The sequence below is a fragment of the Novosphingobium sp. genome (assembly GCF_019748365.1).
Taxonomy (GTDB): Bacteria; Pseudomonadota; Alphaproteobacteria; order Sphingomonadales; family Sphingomonadaceae; genus Novosphingobium.
In genome coordinates, this window is record NZ_JAIEPN010000170.1 from 1 (window position 1) to 21908 (window position 21908).

General features: G+C 67.6%; 21 protein-coding genes. 5 read left to right on the forward strand and 16 right to left on the reverse strand.

The annotated features are described in order from the left end of the window. Nucleotides 1-130 precede the first annotated feature (130 nt). From gspD to K5Q19_RS18475, 11 genes are all read right to left on the reverse strand, one after another. Nucleotides 131-2197, reverse strand: coding sequence for a type II secretion system secretin GspD (gspD, locus tag K5Q19_RS18425; protein WP_292948264.1), 2067 nt, complete (start codon nt 2195-2197; stop codon nt 131-133). Beyond that, entirely contained in the window at nt 2190-2747 is a 558-nt protein-coding gene (locus K5Q19_RS18430; protein WP_292948266.1) for a hypothetical protein, read from the reverse strand. The genes gspD and K5Q19_RS18430 overlap by 8 nt, the downstream gene beginning before the upstream one ends. Next, nucleotides 2713-3258, reverse strand: a complete 546-nt coding sequence (gene gspM, locus K5Q19_RS18435; protein WP_292948268.1) for a type II secretion system protein GspM — start codon at nt 3256-3258, stop codon at nt 2713-2715. The genes K5Q19_RS18430 and gspM overlap by 35 nt, the downstream gene beginning before the upstream one ends. Then, complete coding sequence (locus K5Q19_RS18440) at nt 3255-4265, reverse strand: PilN domain-containing protein (RefSeq protein WP_292948270.1); 1011 nt, start codon at nt 4263-4265, stop codon at nt 3255-3257. The genes gspM and K5Q19_RS18440 overlap by 4 nt, the downstream gene beginning before the upstream one ends. Then, nucleotides 4262-4948, reverse strand: coding sequence for a prepilin-type N-terminal cleavage/methylation domain-containing protein (locus K5Q19_RS18445; RefSeq protein WP_292948272.1), 687 nt, complete (start codon nt 4946-4948; stop codon nt 4262-4264). Before K5Q19_RS18445 ends, K5Q19_RS18440 begins: the two co-directional genes overlap by 4 nt. Beyond that, on the reverse strand, nt 4945-5316 hold the full coding sequence (locus tag K5Q19_RS18450; RefSeq protein WP_292948274.1) for a prepilin-type N-terminal cleavage/methylation domain-containing protein: 372 nt from the start codon (nt 5314-5316) through the stop codon (nt 4945-4947). Before K5Q19_RS18450 ends, K5Q19_RS18445 begins: the two co-directional genes overlap by 4 nt. Before the next feature lie 3 nt (nt 5317-5319). Beyond that, nucleotides 5320-5781 (reverse strand): type II secretion system protein, encoded by a 462-nt coding sequence (locus K5Q19_RS18455; protein ID WP_292948276.1) that lies wholly within the window; start codon nt 5779-5781, stop codon nt 5320-5322. 3 nt (nt 5782-5784) lie between these two features. Beyond that, a complete protein-coding gene (gspG, locus tag K5Q19_RS18460) occupies nt 5785-6213 on the reverse strand; it encodes a type II secretion system major pseudopilin GspG (RefSeq protein WP_292948278.1) in 429 nt (142 codons plus the stop codon). Then, the gene (locus K5Q19_RS18465; RefSeq protein WP_292948280.1) at nt 6210-7424 is read right to left on the reverse strand and encodes a type II secretion system F family protein; all 1215 of its coding nucleotides are present in this window, start codon (nt 7422-7424) and stop codon (nt 6210-6212) included. Before K5Q19_RS18465 ends, gspG begins: the two co-directional genes overlap by 4 nt. A 5-nt stretch (nt 7425-7429) precedes the next feature. Continuing rightward, complete coding sequence (locus tag K5Q19_RS18470) at nt 7430-9262, reverse strand: GspE/PulE family protein (RefSeq protein ID WP_292948282.1); 1833 nt, start codon at nt 9260-9262, stop codon at nt 7430-7432. A 368-nt stretch (nt 9263-9630) separates the two neighbouring features. Continuing rightward, complete coding sequence (locus tag K5Q19_RS18475; RefSeq protein WP_292948284.1) at nt 9631-10332, reverse strand: thioredoxin domain-containing protein; 702 nt, start codon at nt 10330-10332, stop codon at nt 9631-9633. 180 nt (nt 10333-10512) lie between these two features. Here K5Q19_RS18475 and modA point away from each other — a divergent pair, with 180 nt between their 5' ends. From modA to K5Q19_RS18490, 3 genes are read left to right on the forward strand one after another with little or no spacing between them, the layout of a single operon-like run. Continuing rightward, nucleotides 10513-11256 carry a molybdate ABC transporter substrate-binding protein gene (gene modA / locus K5Q19_RS18480; RefSeq protein ID WP_292948317.1) on the forward strand — a complete coding sequence of 248 codons (744 nt, stop codon included), beginning with the start codon at nt 10513-10515 and terminating at the stop codon, nt 11254-11256. A 17-nt stretch (nt 11257-11273) separates the two neighbouring features. Beyond that, complete coding sequence (gene modB, locus K5Q19_RS18485; RefSeq protein ID WP_292948286.1) at nt 11274-11969, forward strand: molybdate ABC transporter permease subunit; 696 nt, start codon at nt 11274-11276, stop codon at nt 11967-11969. Continuing rightward, nucleotides 11959-12585 (forward strand): ATP-binding cassette domain-containing protein, encoded by a 627-nt coding sequence (locus K5Q19_RS18490; RefSeq protein WP_292948288.1) that lies wholly within the window; start codon nt 11959-11961, stop codon nt 12583-12585. The genes modB and K5Q19_RS18490 overlap by 11 nt, the downstream gene beginning before the upstream one ends. Before the next feature lie 189 nt (nt 12586-12774). On the opposite strand, the gene K5Q19_RS18495 is transcribed toward K5Q19_RS18490, so the two are convergent. From K5Q19_RS18495 to K5Q19_RS18515, 5 genes are all read right to left on the reverse strand, one after another. Beyond that, complete coding sequence (locus K5Q19_RS18495) at nt 12775-14748, reverse strand: potassium transporter Kup (protein WP_292948290.1); 1974 nt, start codon at nt 14746-14748, stop codon at nt 12775-12777. A gap of 77 nt (nt 14749-14825) precedes the next feature. Beyond that, nucleotides 14826-16619, reverse strand: coding sequence for a TolC family protein (locus tag K5Q19_RS18500; protein ID WP_292948292.1), 1794 nt, complete (start codon nt 16617-16619; stop codon nt 14826-14828). Between the two features lie 11 nt (nt 16620-16630). After that, a complete protein-coding gene (locus K5Q19_RS18505) occupies nt 16631-17980 on the reverse strand; it encodes an HlyD family type I secretion periplasmic adaptor subunit (RefSeq protein ID WP_292948294.1) in 1350 nt (449 codons plus the stop codon). Then, a complete protein-coding gene (locus K5Q19_RS18510; protein ID WP_292948296.1) occupies nt 17977-19755 on the reverse strand; it encodes a type I secretion system permease/ATPase in 1779 nt (592 codons plus the stop codon). The genes K5Q19_RS18505 and K5Q19_RS18510 overlap by 4 nt, the downstream gene beginning before the upstream one ends. A 291-nt stretch (nt 19756-20046) precedes the next feature. Beyond that, nucleotides 20047-20427: a hypothetical protein gene (locus K5Q19_RS18515; protein ID WP_292948298.1), complete on the reverse strand. Its 381-nt coding sequence runs from the start codon at nt 20425-20427 to the stop codon at nt 20047-20049. A 158-nt stretch (nt 20428-20585) separates the two neighbouring features. Between K5Q19_RS18515 and K5Q19_RS18520 the strand changes: the two genes are divergently transcribed. Both K5Q19_RS18520 and K5Q19_RS18525 read left to right on the forward strand, forming a co-directional pair. Beyond that, nucleotides 20586-21050 carry a protocatechuate 4,5-dioxygenase subunit alpha gene (locus K5Q19_RS18520; RefSeq protein ID WP_292948300.1) on the forward strand — a complete coding sequence of 155 codons (465 nt, stop codon included), beginning with the start codon at nt 20586-20588 and terminating at the stop codon, nt 21048-21050. Further along, complete coding sequence (locus K5Q19_RS18525; protein WP_292948302.1) at nt 21050-21892, forward strand: class III extradiol dioxygenase family protein; 843 nt, start codon at nt 21050-21052, stop codon at nt 21890-21892. The genes K5Q19_RS18520 and K5Q19_RS18525 overlap by 1 nt, the downstream gene beginning before the upstream one ends. The last annotated feature ends 16 nt before the right edge of the window (nt 21893-21908 follow it).

A 21908-nucleotide genomic window follows, 5' to 3' on the forward strand; every position in this document is an offset into this window, starting at 1 on the left:
CGCGCCGCGCTCGTCTCGGCCTCCAGCGTATCGAGCCGCGCCGCCGTCGCCGCCGCTGCCCCCGCCGCGACGGCCGCCATCACGCCGATCCCCGCCACCACGGCGAGCATGGCGTAACCGCGCTCGTTCCTCACGGGATCTTGCCCTTGGTCCTGAACGGCTCGACCGACTGGATCTTGGCGCGCAGTTCCTCGGTGATCGCGGTCAGGTCGTCCGGCGTGCGCAGCACGTGCGGCTTGATCAGGATGATCAGCTCGGTGCGCTTCTGCGTGTTGGCGTTGTTGCCGAACAGCAGCCCGCCCAGCACCGGAATGCGGCTGAGGATCGGGAGGCCGTTCTTGCCGAAGCTCTTGTTGTCGCGGAACAGCCCGCCCAGCGCGATGACTTGTCCGTCCTGCACCGAAACCGTGGTGGCGACGCGGCGGGTGGTGATCGTCGGCGAATTGGTCACGCCGCTCCGGGTCGCCTGCACGTCGCTCACTTCCTGCGAGACATCAAGCAGCACCGCCCCGCTGACATTGACGCGCGGGGTGATCTTGAGGATCACGCCGGTATCGCGGTACTCGACCGAGTTGGCGGAGAGCAGGTTGCCCGTGCTGCTCCCGCCGCCCAGCGGTGTCACCTGCTGCGAAAGCACCGGCACCTGATCGCCCACCTGCAGTGCGGCGGTCTGGTTGTTGAGCACCACCAGCTTGGGCGCGGAGACAACCTTGACGGTGGTGCGCTCCTCCAGCGCGTTGAGCGTCGCGCTGATGTCGTTGCTGTTCGAATAGAAATAGGAGAACCCCGGAAACGTCCGCACCGGATTGGCGCTGGACCCCTCGCTCAGCGCGAAGTTCGATTGGCCGGTCTGGAAATTCCACTGCACGCCGAAACGCAGCCCGTCAGTGAGGCCGACTTCCGTGATCGCCGCCTCGATCAGCACTTGCAGCGGCGGCACATCGAGCTTGCGCAGCGCGTCCTCGATGATGGCGAAATCATGCCCGGAGCCATAGACGACAACCGCGTTGTTGATCTCGTCGGCCGAGACACGAACCTTGAGCCCGGGGCTGCCGGTGTCCGGCAAGCTGCTGCTGATCGGGCCGGGCGGGGGTGGCTGGCGCGAATTGCCTGCCTGCTCCGGCGCGCCGTCCGCAGTGCGGCGGGGTTCGGCGGCGAAGGGATCGGGATTTTCGGAGAGGCCGCTCCCGCCGCCGAGGCCGAAGCTGGTGTTGAGGGTCTTCACCAGATCGCGCGCCCGGCTGTTCTGCACGCGGTAGATGTAGAGCCGCGCCTCGTTGCCGGTGCCCTCGCGGTCCAGCACCTCGACCCAGCGGCGCACGTCCTCAAGGTACTGCTTCTGCGCGCTGATCGCGATCACGCCGTTGATCTTTTCCATCCCGATCAGGCGGACAAGCCCGCGCGTCGGCGCGTCCGGCGCGTTGATCAGCTTGTCGAGCTCGGGCACGATCAGCCGGCTGTCGAGGTGCTGCGGCACATAGAGCGCGAACGACATCGAGCGCAGCCAGTTGACATCGAACTGCGCGATCACGCTGTGCACGCTCTTGCGCTGGGCTTCGGTGCCCGCGATCACCAGCGCGTTCTGCGTCGTATCGATCGACTGGACCGCGCCGGGCACCACAGTGTCGAGCAGCTTGCGAAGCTCGTCGGCATTGGCGAACTGCAGCCGCACCGTCTCGCTGCCGAAGCCGCGGTTGGCGAGGAATTCGGTGCCGCGCGCCTTGGCTGCGTCCACGGTCATGATGCGGTAGCCCGAGCCTTCCCACACCATCGCGAGGTTTGCTTTTCTGAGCGAGGCCTCGAACAGATCGAGCAGCTGCTGGCGGCCGACCGGGCCCGCGGTTGTGAGGCCGACATCGACGTCGCCCTCAAGGCTCACGGTATAGGGGATGTGCAGCGTATCGCGCAGCACGATCTGCGCCAGCGTGCGGACGTCGGCGCTGGGGATGGTGAACTCGATGGTGCCCTTCGGCGCACTGCGCGTGCTTTCGCCGATGCTGCCGGCAAGGGTGGGGGCAGGGCCGGTGCCGCCGACCAGCGCGCTCGTCACGCCGTCCGGGCGCGGAGTGGGCGGGGGCGGTGCTGCGGGGAGCGCCCGCTCGACCGGCTGGATTGCCGCCTTGGGCGCGCAGGCGGTGGTCGCGGTGAGCGCGAGCGCCGAAAGTCCGGCCAGCAAAACTGTGTGGTGCTTACTCACTGATGCTCTCGCTCTCGCTGAAACCTGTATTGAAACCGCCTGCCGGGGCGCCTGCGCCGAAGCCAATGTGTGTGATCATGCCATCCTTGCGGAACCGCGCGCCATCCGCTTCGATCCGCAGCAATTGCCATCCCCGATAGCGGCCGCCGGGCGCCAGACGCAGCACGCGGCCGCTTTCCTCGCGGAGCAACAGCGCCTGTACCCGGCCGACCTGCATCGCACCGAGCACGAAAGTGCCGTCGAGCGGACCAACCTGCCTGGCGGCCTCTGCCCCCGGGCTGCCACCATCGGGCGCCCCCGCCGGCGCGCCGCCCAGCCGCAGCGGCGCGAACAGCGATGGGCGACCGGCAAGATCCGGCCCGGCGATCCGGGTCACCATCGGCAGCCGCCGGTCGGGCGCGCGCGATGCGCCCAGGGCTGGCGGCACGGCAGCGGCTTCCGGCAGCGTAAGTTGCAGCGCAGCTCCCGCCAGCAGCGCCAGCGCGAGGCCCGCAGGCAGCACCGCACCGTTGCCCCTATCGGGCCGGTACGAAAGGAGCCGTTGCTTCAAGTCTGACATCGAGCAGATCCGATCGGGAGTTGGTCAGGGCATCGTCGGCGATCACGGTGAGCGTATCGACCGCGAGCGCGGGTTGCAGGGTGTTGAGGCGGGCGAGCAGGGTGGCGAGCTGCGCATGGCTCAGCCGGACGTCGACCGCCGCGCGTGTCCAGCCCTGTTCGGCGGGCACGGCTTCGGAGGACTTGATATCGCCGCCTGCGTCCTGCGCGGCGGTCTCGATCCGCTCGCGCAGCGCCTCGCTGGCCTCTTCGGCATCGGGCGCGGCCATGAACAGCGCGCGCATCTGGCCGATCTGGCGCTCGGCCTCGGCCTGCAGCGCGTTCAGCGATCCGATGCGCTGTTCATTGGCGTGGAACGTCTGGACCAGCGCCTCGCGCCGCGCGGCGCGCTCCGTGAAGCCGGAAACGAGAGGGCCGATCACGATCGTCAGCACCAGCGACACGGCCAGCACGAGGATCAGCACAGCGACCAGCTTGCGCTCGCGCGGAGACAGCGGCCTCATGTGCCGGCCTCCTTGCGCGGGGTGAGGACGAGTTCGAACGGACGCCCTGTCTCGCTCTCCGCCACCGCTTCGGCGCGGCTCGCGCGCACGCTGGCGAACAGGCCCGAGGCCTTGAGCGCGGCAACCACCTTGACCCCCGGTGCGGCATAGCCCGAAAGGCGCAGTGTCTTGCCGTCCCATTCGAAGCGCTGGATCCAGGCCCGCTCTGGCATTGCGCTGCCCACCCTGGCCATCAGCCGCAGCGGCTGGTGCTCTGTGCGGCGCGCGTTGAGGGACTGCACCACCCGCGCATTGCCGATGACCCGGTCCTCGATCCGGCGGACGGCGTTGAGCGCCGGGGCCTGCGCATCGACCAGTGCCTGCAGCCGCGTGACTTGCTGCTGATCGCGCAGCACCGCTGTGCCGATATTGACGAGCACCAGCACCGCCACCACCGCCCACCAGAACCGCGCGACGGCCGGACGCTGTGGCAGCAGCCCCGCCTGGCGCATGGCCGGGGCAAGATCGAAATCGAGCCGCTCGCCCGCCGCATCGAGCGGCCCCACTTGCGCGGGCGAAACGCCTGCCGCCCGCGCGGCCTCGGCCATTTCGCGCGCCCGTACGATGGGCAGCGCGCCGACTTGAACGCGTAACAGCTCCGTTCCGCCAGCGGCCTCCTCCGCCGGTCCCACAATGCGGACGCCGATCACGATGCTGTCAGCCGCGACGGGCATGATCCGGTCGGCATCGAGCGCGATCAGGGCGGCAAGATCGGCTTGCGGCAGACGCGGCAGAGTCAGCGTGCGCACGAGGCAGAGTTCCTGCGGGATCACCAGCGTATCCGCGCCCGATCCGCTTGCCGCGATCACCGCGCCGTGTTCGTAGCGGTGCCACGCCGTCAGGTTCCGGCCACGCACCAGCCCTGCCGGAAGCAGGCCCTCCAGTTCGCGCATCCACAAGTCGAAGCCAAGACGCGCCATCCGCGCCAGCGTCGTCATGTCCGCATTCAGCAGTTCGGAGAGGGTCATGGCGCCTCTCCGCAATCGAAGCTCTTGCGCCCATCCTGGCAGGCGAGGCGCACGCCGCTCATCGGCCGCACCATCAGCACGGGCCAGCTGCGCGGGTCGCCCTCGGCAAAGCCAAGCCGCACCCGCACCAGCTTGGGCGGCTGGGCACGGTTCAGCCAGCGATCCTGCCAGGCATCGCGCCCGCTCGCCCGCTCCGCGCCGAAATAGGCGATCTCGATCGACCGCACGCCATCGAGCAGCGGCACGGCGCTCCAGCCCCGTACCGAGGGCGCGCGCAGATCGAAGCCTGCCAGCAGCGGCGCAGAATAGAGCACGAACTCGCCGCGAGGGGTGCGCCTCAGGCGGATCGCCTGCACCTGGTGTGCGCCATTGGCGGCAAGGCCGGGCGCGGTGAAAGTCAGTTCCTCCCGGCTCCCCACTATCGCGATCGTATCGCCGAGCCCGCGCGGATCGATCACGGGACGCATCTGTTCCAGCCGCGCACGGAGTACGGTCTGGGCCGAGACGACCTGTTCGGCCGCATCGTTCTGCCGCTGCGCAGCGCCATCGAGCCGGGCGATCAGGTTCACCACCCCCGCGATCAGCGATGAGACGAGCGCAAACAGCGCGAGCGCCACCAGCAACTCGGCGAGCGTGAAGCCGGTCTCATGCTGGGCTTGCCGGGGGAGGGCGGCCGCGCTCATCGCTGTGCTTTCAGCGAGGACAGTCGGGCGAGCACACGGCCGGTGGCGGCATCGCTGATGGCCACGCTCACCGTTTCGAGCGGAAGGCCCTCTGCTGCCGCATCGGCATAAGCCTCGCGCGTGATGGTCCATGTCAGCCTGCCATCACTGCCGCGTGCGGGGATGGGCGAGCCGACCCCCGGCACGCTCGCCGCCGCCACCACCGACCGCGCCAGCAGCAGCGCGTGCCGCTGCTGTGCGGAAACAGCGGCGGTCCGGCCCATCTGCCAGATCGTATCGAACACCAGCGCCGCCATGAGCGCTGCAATCGCGAGCGCCACCAGCGCCTCGACCATCAGGAAACCGCGCTCGCGGGGGGGCGGCCGCATCGCTCAGGCCCCGTTTCCGGCCGGCACGGCCACCGGCATTGTCGAACCCGTGCGGGAGAGCTGAAAGGCGCTCGCCTCGCGCCCGGTGCCAAGCTTCAGCTGCCCGCCGGTGCTGCTGCCATCGGGATAGAACGTGATGGTCTGCGGCTGAAGATCAAGCTGAACCTGGCGCGCGGGACCGATGATGATCCGCCGCGTGCCGGCAATCACCAGCGCCCCGGCGGCACTGTCCGCGCTCAGCGAAACCGGCTCGCCGCTGCGCAGCGCGGCGGCGCGGGCGGCCGCGATGGCGGCGGCCACCTGCTCGTGTGCCAGACGTTGCCCCAGGCCAAACCGCGCGGTCTCGATCTGCGGAAAGAGCATGCCCGCGATCAGCCCGGTGATCGCCAGCACGACGAGCATTTCGAGCAGCGTGAAGCCACGCTCGACCGGGCTGGTGCGGGGATGGGCGGCGGCGCGGGGCATGGCTTACCAGTTGCCGAGGTCCTTGGCCTCGCCCGTGCCGCCCTCGGCATTGTCCGAACCGAGCGAATAGACGTCGATCTCGCCGTGCTTGCCGGGATTGGTATAGCGATAGGGATTGCCCCAGGGATCGGTGAGGGCCGCGGTGTTCGGGAGATAGGGGCCGCGCCAGTCCGCCATGCCCGGCGGCTGGGTGACCAGCGCCTGCAGCCCCTCCTGCGCGCTGGGATAGCGCCCGGTATCGAGCCGCAGCAGCTTCAGCGCGGCATCGACATTCTTGACCTGCACCCCGGCCGTCTCGCTCTTCGAGCTGGAGATGTAGCGGATCACCTGCGGGCCAACGATTGCATAGAGCAGGCCAAGGATGGCGAGGACCACCAGCAGTTCCAGCAGGGTGAAGCCATTGCGAACGGGGAGCCTGTTACGATTTTTCATTGTGCCACTGCCAGATCGTTGAAGCCGAGGATTGCCGAGAGGATCGAGGCGACCATGGCTGCGACCAGCACGCCGAGCGAGACGACGACCACCGGCGTTGCCACCGCGATCACCCGCTCCAGCCGCACGTTCACATCGCGGTCGAGCACCGTGCTCAGCCGCGCCAGCATTGGGCCGAGCTGCGAGGTTTCCTCGCCGGTGCGGATGAAGCTCAGCGCCATGGCGGGGAGCACGCGCCGCTCTGCCAGTGGGGCGGCAAGCCCGCCGCCCTGCCGCACGATATCGGTCACTTCGCCGAGCCTTGCATTCATGTGGCCGTTGCTCACGGTGCGGCGCGCCAGCGCGAGTGCGTTCGGCAGCGGCACCCCGCCTTCGATCAGCGCGCCAAGGCTGCGGGCAAAGCGCACCGTTTCGATGTGGCGGATCAGCACGCCGATCTGCGGGACGCCGAGGATGGCACGGTCGAGCCAGGCCCTGCCGCCCGGCCGCGCCAGCGCGGCCCGCGCGGCAAGTCCGGCGCCTGCCAGCGCGGCCAGCATGATGAGGCCATGGGCGCGCACGAACCGGCTCGCTGCCATCACCATGAGCGAGGCCGGGGGCAGCTTGCCCGGCGGTGCCGAAGCGAACAGCCCTTCGAACTGGGGCACCACGAACAGCAGCATGAGCAGGATGACGCCCAGCGCAATGACCGCGAGCACGGCGGGATAGGTCATCGCCGAGACGATCTGGCGGCGCTGTTCATCGGCCTGTTCGAGCATCTGGGCGAGCCGCGCCAGGGCTTCACCCAGCTTGCCATTGGCCTCGCCCGCCTCGGTCATTGCGGGGGCAAGGCCGGGGAAGAGATCGGGATGCGCGGCGAGTGCGGCGGAGAGCGGTCTGCCTTCGCGCACGGCGGCGAGCACGTCGCCAAGGCGCGCGCGCAGCGCGGGGTGTTCGACATTCTCGACCGCGATGGCCAGCGCCCGGTCCAGCGGAAGGCCCGCCTGCAGCAGCACGCCGAGTTCGGCAAAGACATTGGTGACCAGCCGCGAGGGCATCCGGCCGCCACGCGCGCGCCGGGCTGCCGTGCCCGGTTTCCGATCGGCGATCTCGATCGGGCGCATGCCGGACTTGCGCATCGCCGCGATGGCGTCCTCGCGGCTGGCTGCCTCGATCTGGCCGGAAACGGCGGCCCCGCTCGCCGCGAGCGCCCGGTACTGGAAGGTTGCCACCGCGCTCAGTCCTCGCTCGCGACGCGCAGCACTTCTTCAAGCGCGGTGAGGCCCTGCCGTGCCTTGGCAATGCCATCGGCGCGCAAGGTGCTGGATCCGGCGCGTGCGGCGGCGGCCGCAACTGCGCGGGTATCGGCGCGGTGCAGGATCAGTCCGGCCATCTCGCGGTCGATGCGGATGAATTCGAACACCGCCATGCGCCCGGCATAGCCCGATCCCTTGCACTGCGGGCAGCCGACCGGGTGATAGAAGATATCGTGCAGATCGGCATCGGGCGTGATCCCCAGCCGTTCGAGCAGTGCCGGATCGGCCTCATAAGGTTCGCGGCAGTGCGGGCAGAGCCGCCGCACCAGCCGCTGCGCAAGCACGCCCGTCAGCACCGAGGACAAGAGGAACGGCTCCACCCCCATGTCGAGCAGGCGGGTCACCGCGCCCGCCGCGGTGTTGGTGTGGAGTGTCGAAAGGATCATGTGACCGGTGAGCGCGGCCTGCACCGCGATCTGCGCGGTCTCGCTGTCGCGGATCTCGCCGACCATCATCACGTCCGGGTCCTGCCGCAGAAACGAGCGCAGCGCGGAGGAGAAGGTATAGCCGATCACCGGATTGACCTGGCTCTGCACCACGCCGGGCAGGCGGTATTCGATGGGGTCTTCGATCGTCATCAGCTTGCGCTCGCGCGCGTTGAGATGCGCGAGCGCGGCGTAGAGGGTCGTCGTCTTGCCCGAGCCGGTCGGTCCCGTCACCAGCATGATCCCGTGCGGCTGCGCGAGCGCGCCGAGGAATTGCGCTGCGAGATCGGCATCGAAACCCAGCGACCCGGGATCGAGCGCGAGGTTCGCGCGATCGAGGATGCGCATCACCACGCTCTCGCCGTGGATCGAAGGGGCCGTCGCCACGCGCAAGTCGATCTCGTGCCCGCGCACCGAGAGCCTGAGCCGCCCGTCCTGCGGCAGCCGCCGCTCGGCGATGTTGAGGCCCGCCATGACCTTGATGCGGCTCACCACCGGCGCGCGCATGGTGGCGGGCTTGGGCGCCATATCGCGCAGCAGCCCGTCGATGCGGAAACGCACGGACAAGCGGTCCTCGGTCGGCTCGAGATGGATATCGGACGCGCGGGCATCGACGGCATCGGCAATGAGGCGGTTCACCGCGCGGATCACCGGCGCGTCGCTCACCAGGTCCTTCAGCCGCTCAAGATCGCCCTCGTCGACCTCGTCTTCCACTTCGGTCGCGGCGTCGGTCCGGTAGAGCCGGTCGATCGCGGCGTCGATATCGCCCCCGCGCGCGACGCAGCGCTCGACCCGCCGCCCGGTGGCAAAGGCAATGCCTTCCACCGCCTCACGGTCGAGCGGGTTGGCCATGGCGACCACCACGACCGAGCTGTCACTGCTGAGCGGCAAGGCGCGGCGATCGCGCAGGAAGGGGGGCGAAACCTCGGGAACGGTTGCGGTCTCCGCCGGGAAGCTTGCCGCATCGACCAGCGGCAGCCCCGTCGCGCGGGCAAGCGCCTCTGCCAGGGCATCCTCCGAAATGAGGCCGAGCCGCGTGACGATCTTGTCGAGCGTTTCACCGGTTTCGGCCTCGACCAGGCGCGCGCGGGCGAGCGCTTCTTCCGCCATCCCGGCTTCGCGGCGCAGGATGGCCACGAGACCCGAGGAGGCATCGGCCGGATTTCCCGCGAATCCGTCCGTGCCCGCCGGTGCCCCCGAGTTGCCGCTGCGATCCGGCCCCGGCTTGTTCACGCCGGCACCATCCAGGTGGCTGATGTCGGTTCTGCCCGTTGGCTCATGCCCGGCACTATCGGCACGAACGGTAAAGGAACTGCTGAGATCGGACACGAACTATCGAGCTCCGCGCGGCGTGCAGGAAGGCCCGCGAGCGGCGACCCGGCGACGATGCGCGGCGAGTGACTTGTCCGTTCTCAACACGCGCACCTTGTTATTCATCCCCGGCGCTGCTTCGCACTGAAACTTGGCCGAAAACGCACCTTTCCGCAACAAGGGCACTCGTGGCGCGTTGGTCGGATTTCCGTGAGATTCTTGGCCCATAGCGGTCAGCAATCGAAGGAGAATTGCAACCGGATTGGCGAATTCATCAAAAATTCACCATGGCGAGCATAGAAGAAAGCATCCCGCTCCTGCCATGCAGGCCAGCGTTACACTCCCCCTCTCCTGGCGGCGGCAGCTTCGGCTTCCGCCGCCACTTTTCAATCTGCCCCGCGCGCGCCCAGTGTCCGGATCACGGCGGTGATTTCCGAGGCGGGGATCGCGCCCTCGGTCATCGCCATCGAACCGGAGCGATTGTCGCGCACCACGATGGCAGGCGTGCCGGTGACCCCGGCGGCATCGGCAGCGCTGAATTCCCGGCCCAGCGCCTGAATCGTCTCCTGCGCGTGGACGCAGGTATCGAGCGCGGCCATGTCGCTCACACCGGCTTCGCGCGCCAGGGCTTCCACACTGGTTCCGCTCGCCTGGGGAAGCCCGGCGCCGTTGGTTGCGGTCAGTTCCATGTAGCGATCGAGGAAGCGGTAATAGCCGGCCGGGGGTGTCTGCCGGCCGACGCAGATCGCGGTTGCCGCCGCAATGAACGCCGCCCGCCCGTGCATCGGAAGCGGAAGCAGCCGCACCACCAGATTCACCCGGCCGCCACTTGCATCGACGACCTTTTCCGGCGTGCGCCCCAGCATCTTGCAATAAGGGCATTCGGGATCGAGCCATACGATCACGCTGAAATCGCTGGCGGGTTGCCCATAGACCGGCTCGCGCGCCGCATCGACCGGGGCGACCGTACCGGCGCTGTGCCAGATCGATCCCGCATCGTCGGCGGCCATGGCGGGTGAGGCCGCCAGCGCGGCAAGAGCGGCTGCTGCCGGCAGCGTGCGGGCAAGGATGGGGCTGAGACGGAGCATCGGCGAGCCTTCGGCTGAGACGGTGAAACGAATATGACAGCGCAAGAAATCGCCAATCGCGGTGAGCATAGGCGCCGAATTCGCTCTAGGCAATTTGGCGCGGGCTTGTATACCTTGGGATATAGCTGACTGGAGCCTCCCTTGCTGTCACCGCTGCGCCGCTTTCGCCATGGTCTTGCCCTGTGCCTTCTCCTGCTGACGGCGCTGGTCACGCCCGCCCATGCCGAGCCCCGCGGCCCGCTCGTACTGGCGGCTTCCAGTCTGCAGGAAGCGCTTTCCGCTGCGGCGGAAAGCTGGGCGAAGAAGGGCCACCCGAAACCGGTGCTGTCTTTCGCGGCATCGTCCGCACTCGCGCGCCAGATTGCAGCCAAGGCCCCGGCCGATCTCTTCTTCTCCGCCGATCAGGAGTGGATGGACTATCTCGCCGCGCGCAACCTGATCGTTTCGGCAACGCGCACCGATCTGCTCACCAACCGGCTGGTGATCGTCGCGCCGGTCAAGAGCCGCGCAAGCCTGCTGGTGCGGCCCGGCTTTCCGCTGGCGGCAGCGCTTGGTGGCGGACGGCTGGCGCTAGCCGATCCCGATGCGGTTCCTGCCGGCCGCTATGCCAAGGACGCGCTGACCAGGCTCAAGGTCTGGCCGAGCGTGGAAGGCAGCCTGGCCCGCGCTGAAAACGTGCGCGCGGCGCTGGCGCTGGTGGCGCGGGGCGCCGCCCCCCTCGGCATCGTCTATGCCACGGACGCGGCAGCCGAAGGCTCGGTCCGCGTGGTCGGCTGGATTCCGGCGAACGTCCACGCGCCGATCGTCTACCCGCTCGCCCGCCTCACGGCCTCGAGCAATCCCGAGGGCGAAGCCTTCCGCCGCTTCCTCCTTTCGGCGGAAGGCAAGGGCATTTTTCGCCGCTACGGCTTCGGCACGCGCTGAGCGGGGCCGGGACCGGGATGGGCATGACCGCCGAAGAGTGGGGCATCGTGATGCTCTCGCTGCAGGTCAGCCTCGCTGCGATTGCGGGCGCGCTGCCGGTGGCGTTCGGCCTTGCGTGGATCCTCGCGCGGCTGCGCTTTCCCGGCAAGATCCTGCTGGATGGCCTTGTCCACTTGCCGCTGGTGCTGCCGCCTGTCGTGATCGGCTGGCTGCTGCTGATCGCCTTCGCGCCCGAGGGACCTGGCGGGCGGCTGCTCGCTGTGTTCGGCGTCGAAGTTCTCTTCCGCTGGACCGGTGCTGCCATCGCTGCTGCGGTCATGGCGCTGCCGCTGATGGTCCGCGCGATCCGCCTGAGCCTCGAAGCGGTCGACCCCCGGCTCGAGCAGGCCGCGCGCACGCTGGGCGCGGGGCGCTGGCGCACGTTCACCACCATCACGCTGCCGCTTGCCGCGCCGGGTGTACTGGCGGGCGCAGTGCTCGGCTTCGCGCGCTCGCTGGGCGAGTTCGGCGCGACGATCACGTTCGTCTCGAACATTCCGGAGGAAACCCGCACGCTTCCGCTCGCGATCTATGCCGCGCTCCAGCTGCCTGAAGGCGATAGCGCGGTCTGGCGGCTGGCGCTGATGGCCGTGGCGCTTTCGCTGGCGGCGCTGGTTGCCTCCGAAGCGCTGAGCCGCGCTTCCGGCAGCGGCAGGGGCGGCCATGTCCTTTGATATCGACGTGACCCTGCAGCGCGGGGAGCGCGTGATCGCCTGCCGTTTCACAGCGCCGGCGGGCATCACCGCGCTGGTCGGCCCATCGGGTGCAGGCAAATCGAGCGTGCTGGAGGCTATCGCGGGCTTGCTGCGACCCGGCGCAGGCCGGATCGTGGTTGGCGGCGTGGTGCTTTTCGACAGCGCAGCGGGCGTGAACCTTCCGCCAGAGCAGCGCGCCTGCGGCATGGTGTTTCAGGACTTGCGCCTTTTCCCGCACCGCCGCGTGCGTGACAACCTGCTCTATGGCCACACGCTCGCGCCGCCCGAACGCCGCTTCATGAGCCTGGAGGAAGCAGCAGCGTTCCTCGATATCGCGCCGCTGCTCGATCGCCGCCCGCGCACGCTTTCGGGCGGCGAGGCCCAGCGTGTCGCCATCGGGCGGGCACTGCTCTCCGGCCCGCGCTTCCTATTGATGGATGAACCGCTGACGGCGCTGGACGATGCGCGGCGCGAGGCGATCATCGCGGTGATCGAACGCATCCGCGCCGAACTGGCGCTGCCGATCCTGCTTGTGAGCCACGACCGCGCCGATGTCGCGCGGCTGGCGGATGCGGTGGTGGAGCTGGGTCTGTAAAGGGAAGAGTGTTTCGCGCAGAGACGCAGAGGGAGCAGCGCGCGCAGAGACGCTGTGCCTTGGTTCGTTTGGTCTTCGGGCATCACGGATGGATTTCCAAAGCGGCGAAGCCGCCGTGTTCATCTCTGCGGTCTCCACTTCCTTTGCGTCTCTGCGAGAAACCCCTTCCTTCTTTCCGCAGACCGGCGATCAGATTTCCAGCTGGCTGCCCAGCTCGATCACCCGGTTGGTCGGCAGGCGGAAGAACACCATCGCGCTTTCGGCATTGCGCACCATCCACGCGAAGAGCTTCTCGCGCCAGAGCGCCATGCCCGGCCGCTTCGAGGCGATCAGCGTCTGGCGAGCGAGGAAGTAGCTTGTCTCCATCGGCTTGAAGGCCCCGCCGGCGCGCGTCTCGGCTGCCAGTTCGGCGGGCACATTGGCCTCGTCCATGAAGCCGATGCGGATGATCATGCGGTAGAATCCGTGACCCAGATCTTCCACTTCGCGCCGCTTTTCGGGGGGCACGTGCGGCACGTTCTGCGTCTCCACCGTCAGCACCACCACCCGGTCATGCAGGATATGGTTGTGCTTGAGGTTGTGCAGCAGCGCCGGCGGAATGCCTTCCGCATTGGAAGCGAGGAACACCGAAGTCCCGGCCACGCGGCGCACCTTCTGGCAGACCGAGCCGAGGAAGATGTCGAACGGCATCGAATCCTCGGCGAGCCGTTCGCGCAGGATGCGCCGACCTGTGGCCCAGGTCGTCAGCATGGTGAAGGCAATCGCGGCGACGACCAGCGGGAACCACCCGCCATCGGGGATCTTGGTCACGTTGGAGGCAAAATAGGCGCCGTCCACCAGCAGGAACAGGCCGGTGAAGAAGCCCGCCACCAGCGGCGGCCATTTCCACACGACAAACGCCAGCACGCCGAACATGCAGGCGGTGATGAACATCGTGCCCGTGACCGCGATACCGTAGGCCGATGCGAGGTTGCCTGAAGTGCGGAAGCTCAGCACCAGCAGCACGACGAGGACGAGCAGCGCCCAGTTCACCATCGGCACATAGATCTGCCCGGCCGCGCTTGCGCTCGTGTGGAGAATGCGGATGCGCGGCAGATAGCCCAGCTGCACCGCTTGCTGCGAAACCGAGAACGCGCCTGAAATCACGGCCTGGCTCGCGATCACCGTCGCCATCGTCGCCAGCAGCACCAGCGGCAGGCGCAGCACTTCGGGCGCGAGCAGGAAGAAGGGGTTCTCCACCGTTTCCGGATGGCGCAGCATCATTGCCGACTGGCCGAGATAATTGATCAGCAGGCACGGGAAGGCCACGTAGAGCCACGCCACCATGATCGCGCGGCGGCCGAAGTGGCCCATATCGGCATAGAGCGCCTCGGCGCCGGTCACCGCCAGCACGATCGAGCCGAGCGCGAGGAAGGCCAGCATCGGGTCCATCGCGAAGAAATGCACGGCGTAAGCCGGATTGAGCGCCCAGAGGATCTCGGGCGCCTGCATGATCCCCGTCACGCCGAGCGCGGCGATGGACAGGAAGTAGATCACCATGATCGGGCCGAACAGCTTGCCCACCGCCGCTGTCCCGCGCGACTGGATCGCAAAGAGGCCGAACAGGATCGCGATCGAGATGGGCAGCACCAGCTTTTCGAAGGCGGGGTGGACGACAGTCAGCCCTTCCACTGCCGAAAGCACGGAAACCGCCGGCGTGATGATCGCATCGCCGAAGAACAGCGCCGTGGCGGTCAGGCCAAGCATGACCATGAGATAGGTCAGGCGCGTATCCGCCATGCAGCGGCTGACCAGGGCGAGCAGGGCAAGGCTGCCGCCTTCGCCCTTGTTGTCCGCGCGCAGGATCATGAACACGTACTTCACCGTCACGATCAGGATCATCGTCCAGAACACGAGGCTGAGCACGCCGAATATGTGCGCCTGATCGACCTTCAGCGGGTGATGGCCAATGAAGCTTTCCTTGAGCGAATAGAGCGGCGAGGTGCCGATATCGCCAAAGACAACGCCGATCGCGCCGACGGCCAACGTGGCAAGACCTTCGCGTTGGTGGCCATGGCCCGCGTGGGTATCCCCCGGGGCTGCAGCTCCCGCTGTATCCTCTACCGGGCCGGACACGGGCTCCCCGCCCGCAGGCGCGCCATCCTGAATCGCGTTGTGGTCCATCGGCGCGCCGCTACTCCTGCCGCCGGAGACTTGCGAGTGTTATTTTTCCCCCTTTGGCAAGGCGGCAAAGCGCGAAGTCAGTTTGATGGATTTGCTGGTGCTGCGGCGGGGGCTGGATCGGCGGGCGAGGGTGCCGGTGCCACCAGCTTGTCCGCCGGCAGAATCACGATCGGCGCGGCCGTTCGCGCACCGGCCGGATCGCGCACCGGGCGCGTTGCCGTGCTGCCGATCGCGCCCGCGGTCTCGACCGCGCGGGCGACGGGCGTGTAGATCGGCACATCGCCGTTGTGCGTGACCTTCCTGAGATGCCGGTCCACATCATAACGCGCGGCATCGGGCATCAGCCAACTCTGCTCGAGCGCGCCGGCTGCAGCCAGCACCCGGGCCTTGGCGATATAGGCGTTGGCGATCGCGGTGTTCGAATTGCTCCGCGCCACCAGCAGCTCGCGCGCGAGGTCGAGCACGTCGAGCGTCGTGATGAGGCCCGCGCGCTGTTGGAGAACCGCGCCCTCATAGGCCTTGCGCGCCGAGTCCTCCGCCGAACGGTAGCTGGCGATGGCGGCCTGCTGCGCCTGCCAATCGTTCCACGATGCGGCAAGGTTTGCGCGGTTTTCCCGCAGGGATGCGTCGAGCAGGCGCCAATCTGCATCGTTGGCCGCTGCGGCTTCGCTCACCCGCGCGCGGCGGAGCCCGCTTTCGAAGATCGGCCCGGAGATGACGAACTGCCCGCGCAGGCCCCGCTGCCGCAAGTCGTCGCTATAGGCGCTTTGCGAGCCGTAGCTCGCACTGCCCTGAAAATCGATGCGGGGCATGAGATCGGACTTGGCCGCCGCCAAACTGGCCCGGGAAACCTTTTCGCGGGCTTGCGCCGCGAGGATCACCGGGCTGTGCAGCTCCGAATAGGCATAGGCGTCCTCCAGCTGCCGCACCGGCAACTGCAGCGGATTGGGCGGCACCAGATCACCCGCCGGCACGCCGACCATGCGCAGGAAGTTCGCCTCGCTCGAGGCGGCATCGCGCTGCGCCGAATAGACCTGCGCCTGCCCCAGCGCGACGCGGGTGGAAATCTGCTGCACATCGGTCGCGGTCACTTCGCGCACCGCAAGCCGCGCCTTGTTGTCATTCAGCTGGCGTTCCAGCGCGGCAAGGTTGTCCTTGGCGATCAGCACGGCAGCCCGGTCCCGCAGCACGCCGATGTAGCTCGTGATCGCATCGAGCAGCGCCTGCTGCTCGGTCGAGCGGAGGACCTGCCGCTGGAACTCCAGTTGCGCTGCCGAGTTGCGCTCTTGGGCCGCGTTGCGGCCAAACGTGAAGATCGGCTGCGTCAGCACGGCGGACGCGGCCGTGGTCCAGCCGGACAGGGCAACGGGCAGCCCCACACGCGAATCGAAGCGGTCGCTCTGGAAGGTGGTGGCGAGGCTGTAATTCAGCCGGGGGCCGTAGTTCGCCCGGGCCTGCGCGATACGGTAGTCGAAGCTCCTCACTGTCGAGCGCTGTGCCAGCAGCGAAGGTGCGGTCCAGTAGGCAAGCCGCAGTGCATCAGTCAGCGAGGTGACCGGCGCCCCGCTGGTCGCGCGCTCCAGCACATCGGCCGGGGTTTCTGCCGGGAGTTCGGGGCGTAGCGCGATACGGTCTGCTTCCGAAATCGCGCTGTCGTCGGCGTTGTCCGCCGCATCACCCCTGATATCACCCGGATCGCGCCCGCTGTCGGGGTCGTCGGTGCCGTAGGTGCCAGCCCGCACGCCGCTGTCGGGCGGGTCCTGTATCGTTACCGCAGGCAGCCCCGAATCCTCGGCGAAGGCCGGGACCACGGCGGCACAGGCGGCGCAGGCGGCCAGAAGCATGGCGCGCAAAGGCAGGGTAGGTATCATCGCCGCGCTGCTCAGTTGTCGCGGAAGGCGCGCATGAACTGGTCCATGAACGGCTTCGTAAGGTAGGAAAGCATCGAGCGGTTGCCGGTTTCGATGTAAACTTCGGCAGGCATGCCGCTGCGCAGCACGAGGCCTTCCTTCCTTGCTGCCGCGAGGTCGACCTCGATCCGCACCGTGTAGAAGGCCTGTCCGGTTTCGCGATTCTCGGTGCGATCGGTCGCCACATAGCTCACCTTGCCGAGGATTTCGGGCGTGGTCGGCCGGTTGAACGAGGTGAAGAGCACCCGAGCGGTCTGCCCCTTCATGGTCTGGTCGATGTCAGCTGGGCTGATCATCGCTTCCACCACGAAAGTATCGCGGTCGGGCACGATTTCCATGAGCGGTTCGGCCGGGCGCACCACGTCGCCGATCGCGGCAAAAGCGATCTTCTCGATCACCCCGGTATAGGGCGCGCGGATCTCGCTTCGGTCCTGCTGGTCGGATGCGGCCACGCTGCGCAGCTGCTGCTGGTTGAGCGCGGTGTTGATCTGCGCCAGCTCGGTGCCCGCCTGCACGCGCCGCGTCTGCCCGAGCTGGATCGATTGTTCCTGCGCTTCGGTGATGCGCGCGCGGGCCTGCGCGATCTGCGCCTGCAACGAGCCGACATTGCCATCAAGATCGACAGCCGTGCGTTCGAGCTGGTTCAGCCGGTTGATGGTCACGAGTTGCTTGTCCCACAGGTCCTTCACGCCCTGCCGCTCGGGCTCGATCAGTTTGCGCTGCTGCTTGAGCGCGGCGATCTGCGATTCCAGCCCGCGGATCTCCTCGTTGTACTGCAGCACCCGCGCGGCGAGCTGGGCGCGCAGCCCCGCTTCCTCAGTCTGGCGGATCGCGAACAAACGCGCCTCGTCGGTCATGGCCTTCGACGCCGTGGGGCTCTTCGAGTTCGTCAGCTCGGGCGGGAACACCAGCGTGCCCGAGCCGAGCCGCTCTGCCTCGAGCCGCGCGCGCTGCGCGAGCAATTGTTCGACCGTTAGGTTGGAATAAGTCGCATCGGCGCCGGTCACCCGGTCGTCAAGCCGCATCAGCAACTGGCCCTGCTTCACGTGTTCGCCGTTGCGGACGTAGATCGCCTTGATCACGCCGCCGGTCGGGTGGGCGATGCGCTTCACGCGCGATTCCACGCCGACCGAGCCGCCGCCGATCACGGCGCCGCCCATCGGGATGAGTGCAGCCAGCAGGAAGAGCACGAGGAACAGCCCGCCGACAGTATAGAGCAGGCGTTTGAGCAGGACCGGCGAGTTCGCCTTCTCCGCGCCTTCCTCGCCGAACACCGGCAGCAACTGGCGCGCGGGGTCGGAAATGGTGGTCGGCATGTTCATGCGGTGGCTTCCTTGGCCGAATTGTTTTCACCGGGCGTTTCGCCAGCCGGCGCGGCCTGCGGGACTTGCCCAGCTGTCCCGCCGGGGCCGCTCTGCGCCTGCATGCGCTGGAGCACTTCGTCGCGCGGGCCGAAATCGGCAAGACGGCCGGCATTGATCACGGCGAGATGAGTTGCGGGGCCGAGCGTGGCCGGACGGTGGGTGATCATGATCACGATCCCGCCGCGCGCGCGCATCCCGGCAATTGCGTTCGCCAGTGCGGCATCGCCAGCCGCGTCGAGATTCGAATTGGCTTCGTCGAGCACGAGGAGGAACGGATCGCCATACAGCGCGCGGGCAAGGCCGACCCGCTGGCGCTGGCCTGCGGAAAGCTCCACCGCGCCTGCCGAAACCGGGGTTTCATAGCCATCGGGCAGCGCGAGGATCACTTCGTGCATGCCGGCCGCCTTCGTTGCGGCCATGATGCCCTCGGACGTCGCCTCGGGATCGAAGCGCGCGATGTTCTGGCCGATCGTGCCGTCCACAAGGTCGACCGTCTGCGGCACATAGCCGAAGTAGCTGCCGAGCGTTTCCGGATCCCACTGGTCCAGCGTGGCGCCGTCCAGCCGCACTTCGCCGCGGTTGGGCTTCCAGATGCCGAGAATCGCGCGCACCAGCGTCGTCTTGCCGGCGGCACTCGGGCCGATCACGGCGAGCACCTGGCCCGGCGTGAGCGAGAAGGAAACGCCCGAAAGCGTGAAGCGCTGCGTGCCCGGAGGCGCCACCCAGATATCACGCACCGCAAGCTCGCCCGAAGGCCGCTCCAATGTGACGCCGCGCTGCGCAGGCTTGCGGAAGGTGGCGACGGCCTGCGCGATGCGGCCCCAGCCCGTCCGCGCGGCGACAAGGCCTTTCCAGTTGGCGATTGCCTGATCGACCGGCGCCAGCGCGCGGCCGGACAGCACCGAGGACGCGAGGATGACGCCGCCACTCGCTTTGCCATCGATCACCAGCAGCGCGCCGACCGACAGGATCAGCGATTGCAGCAGCATGCGGAACGCCTTGCTTGCGCCGCCCAGCCGGGTGACCGTACGCGAAAGGTAGGACTGTGCTTCGATGAAGCCCGTTTCCCAGCCCGCGGTGCGGGCCACCAGCCGTTCCTGCATACCCATCGCCAGTGCGCTTTCGGCAAAGCGGATTTCCGATAGCGCCGCGGCCGAACGGCGCCCGGTGATGTTTGCCAGTTCGCGCGAACCCGCCTGCGTGCGGCGATTGGATATGATGGCAATGCCCGCCATGATGAAGACGCCGGCCAGCGCCGTCACACCCAGCCACCAGTGCAGGGCAAACAGCACGATCATGAACATGATGACCCATGGCAGATCGATCAGCGCGACAGGGCCTTGTCCGGCAAGAAAGGTATGGATGGAATCGAGGTCGCGCGTGAACTGCAGCCCGTCCCCTTTTTCCGCGCCCGCGCGAAGGGGGCGGGTGACGGTGGCGTAGTGCACCGCCTCGAACAGGTCGTCGTGCACGCCGTTGGCAATGCCGAGCAGCGCTTCGCCGCGGATCGCCTCGAACACCGACTGGAACGCGTAGACCAGCAGCAACATGCCGAACAGGCCGATCAGGGTGGGCACACTGCGGCTCGGCAAAACGGAATCATATACGAGCAGCATGTATGCCGAACCCGCAAACACGAGAACATTCAGCATCACGCTGGCGATTGCGACAAGGATCAGGCTGCCGCGATAGCGCGCCGCAAAGAGCCGCATAAACTGACGGTCGACGCTCATATTTCTCCTGACGGCCGGCGGCTATCCCATCGAAACTGCCGCAGCAAGCGCCATTACATCCTCAATGGCGCCGGCGGGGGTTAGCGACGTTCTGTTACAGACCTTGGTAAATACAGAATAAATGCCTCTGATCGAAATCCGATTCAAACGACTCGGAAGTGCGGTTGCCAGCGGCGAGGCGGTGACTGGACGTGGAAGGTTGTGCAGGAGAGAATAAACGCCATTAACCCCGGATTAGGCATCTGGAATGGCAGCATCTCCTGCCCGCGCAGGATGCCGGCTCAGGCGTTCTCAGGGGCGGTGGCGGCGCGGGGCAAGCCGCAGCGCATCGGAAATCTCGATGATCACTGCGATGGCGCGCGCTTCATCGGGCGTCAGGCCCGCGAAATCTGGCAGAAATGCCCGCGCGGCCTGGATCAGATTGGCCGGGCTTCGCTCCAGTTCGGATCGATATTGTGCGATCGTCGTGCATCCATCGATCGCCGACCAGTCGATCCCCCCGGGGCCGGGACGCTGGTGAAACGCCCATAGCGCCTGGACCGCGCGTTCGGCCGCCACGCGCGCCTGCTCGCCCACGCCGTCTGGCGAAGCGCGCAGTTTCAGCTTCTGGCGATAGCGGCGCTGCCGCTCGGCATTGGTAAGGGCCATGTCGGTTGACTTGGCTTTGTGCATGGTTCCTCGCAATCAGGATCATCCGTTACGTAACTATGCCTAACGCGTGACTTTTCACAATCGGTTCGGTCGGATTGACATCGGTCAAATCCCGCTCGCCCAGGTGTTGCTAGCAAGAGATGCCGGGGCTGCCCGGCCTTTCTGCGAGAGAAGTGTCCATGTCTTCTGCATCCAGCACCCCTTGCGCATCGGCCACGGATCGCCGAACCCTGCGGCGCTCGATCCCCGGCACGGCCTTGTTTGACGGTGACCTCGCGATCCGGGGGTTCGAGCTCAATGCAATGTGCTTTTCGTTCAACAACGCCGCGAACCGCGCTGCCTTCTTGGCTGACGAGGAGGCCTACTGCCGCAAGTATGGCCTGACCGGGGAACAGCGCGCCGCTGTTGCAGCGCGCGATGTGCTGGCCATGCTCGCGGCCGGCGGCAATGTCTATTATCTCGCGAAGCTGGCCGGCATTCTGGGGCTCAACGTGCAGGACCTCGGCGCGCTCCAGACCGGTCGCAGCGTGGACGATTTCAAGGCCATGCTCGTCGCCGCGCGTGCCGGGGTCGATCCCGCTCTGGGCGGCTTGCATATCGGGTCGCGGCCGTCCGCCTCTGCCCGCCAGCGGGAGAATGCGTGATGGCACAGGTTGTCGGCGGGTATTTCACCAGCCACGTTCCCTCGATCGGCGGCGCGATCCAGCGCGGTGATCAGCAGGCGGAATACTGGAAGCCCTTCTTCGACGGATTTCCGCCCGTCCGGCAGTGGCTTGCCGATGCCGCCCCCGATGTCGCGGTCGTGTTCTACAATGACCACGGCCTCAACTTCTTCCTAGATGCCATGCCCACTTTCGCGGTCGGTGCGGCACCGCGGTACGACAACGCCGATGAGGGCTGGGGTCTGCCCGTCTACAAGAGCTTCGAGGGGCACCCCAACCTCTCCTGGCACGTGATCGAAACGCTGGTGGAGGCCGAGTTCGACATCACCACCTGCCAGAAGATGCTGGTCGACCATGCGCTGTCGATCCCGTTCGAGCTGGCGTGGCCCGATGCAGAGGCCTGGCCGGTCAGGCTCGTGCCGATCGCGATCAATACGGTGCAGTTCCCGCTGGCTTCGCCGCGCCGCTGCCTTGCGCTCGGGCGTGCGGTCGGCCGGGCTCTGCGCAGCTGGAAGGGCGATGAGCGGATCGTGGTCATGGGCACCGGCGGCCTTTCGCACCAGCTTGAAGGTGCGCGCGCCGGCTTCATGAACCCGGACTACGACCGTTTCTGTCTCGATCATCTCGCGGACGATCCAGCCGCGCTGACGACGCATTCCGCAGAGGAAGTGGCCGAACTGGCCGGCACGCAAGGTGTCGAGATCCTCAACTGGATCGCCGCGCGCGGCGCGCTGGGGGAGGCGCCGCAGGCGATGGTCATGCGCAATTATCACGTGCCGATCAGCAATACCGCCGCCGCCACGGTGGTTCTCGAACCGGCCTGAACCGGCCGGCGGGCGA

Excerpts from the sequence above, each read along its gene's own strand:
- gspM (WP_292948268.1), bottom strand. The coding sequence starts at position 3,258 with ATGAGGCCGCTGTCTCCGCGCGAGCGCAAGCTGGTCGCTGTGCTGATC.
- K5Q19_RS18440 (WP_292948270.1), bottom strand. The coding sequence starts at position 4,265 with ATGACCCTCTCCGAACTGCTGAATGCGGACATGACGACGCTGGCGCGG.
- K5Q19_RS18445 (WP_292948272.1), bottom strand. The coding sequence starts at position 4,948 with ATGAGCGCGGCCGCCCTCCCCCGGCAAGCCCAGCATGAGACCGGCTTC.
- K5Q19_RS18450 (WP_292948274.1), bottom strand. The coding sequence starts at position 5,316 with ATGCGGCCGCCCCCCCGCGAGCGCGGTTTCCTGATGGTCGAGGCGCTG.
- K5Q19_RS18455 (WP_292948276.1), bottom strand. The coding sequence starts at position 5,781 with ATGCCCCGCGCCGCCGCCCATCCCCGCACCAGCCCGGTCGAGCGTGGC.
- gspG (WP_292948278.1), bottom strand. The coding sequence starts at position 6,213 with ATGAAAAATCGTAACAGGCTCCCCGTTCGCAATGGCTTCACCCTGCTG.
- K5Q19_RS18475 (WP_292948284.1), bottom strand. The coding sequence starts at position 10,332 with ATGCTCCGTCTCAGCCCCATCCTTGCCCGCACGCTGCCGGCAGCAGCC.
- modB (WP_292948286.1), top strand. The coding sequence starts at position 11,274 with ATGGGCATGACCGCCGAAGAGTGGGGCATCGTGATGCTCTCGCTGCAG.
- K5Q19_RS18490 (WP_292948288.1), top strand. The coding sequence starts at position 11,959 with ATGTCCTTTGATATCGACGTGACCCTGCAGCGCGGGGAGCGCGTGATC.
- K5Q19_RS18495 (WP_292948290.1), bottom strand. The coding sequence starts at position 14,748 with ATGGACCACAACGCGATTCAGGATGGCGCGCCTGCGGGCGGGGAGCCC.
- K5Q19_RS18500 (WP_292948292.1), bottom strand. The coding sequence starts at position 16,619 with ATGATACCTACCCTGCCTTTGCGCGCCATGCTTCTGGCCGCCTGCGCC.
- K5Q19_RS18505 (WP_292948294.1), bottom strand. The coding sequence starts at position 17,980 with ATGAACATGCCGACCACCATTTCCGACCCCGCGCGCCAGTTGCTGCCG.
- K5Q19_RS18510 (WP_292948296.1), bottom strand. The coding sequence starts at position 19,755 with ATGAGCGTCGACCGTCAGTTTATGCGGCTCTTTGCGGCGCGCTATCGC.
- K5Q19_RS18515 (WP_292948298.1), bottom strand. The coding sequence starts at position 20,427 with ATGCACAAAGCCAAGTCAACCGACATGGCCCTTACCAATGCCGAGCGG.
- K5Q19_RS18520 (WP_292948300.1), top strand. The coding sequence starts at position 20,586 with ATGTCTTCTGCATCCAGCACCCCTTGCGCATCGGCCACGGATCGCCGA.
- K5Q19_RS18525 (WP_292948302.1), top strand. The coding sequence starts at position 21,050 with ATGGCACAGGTTGTCGGCGGGTATTTCACCAGCCACGTTCCCTCGATC.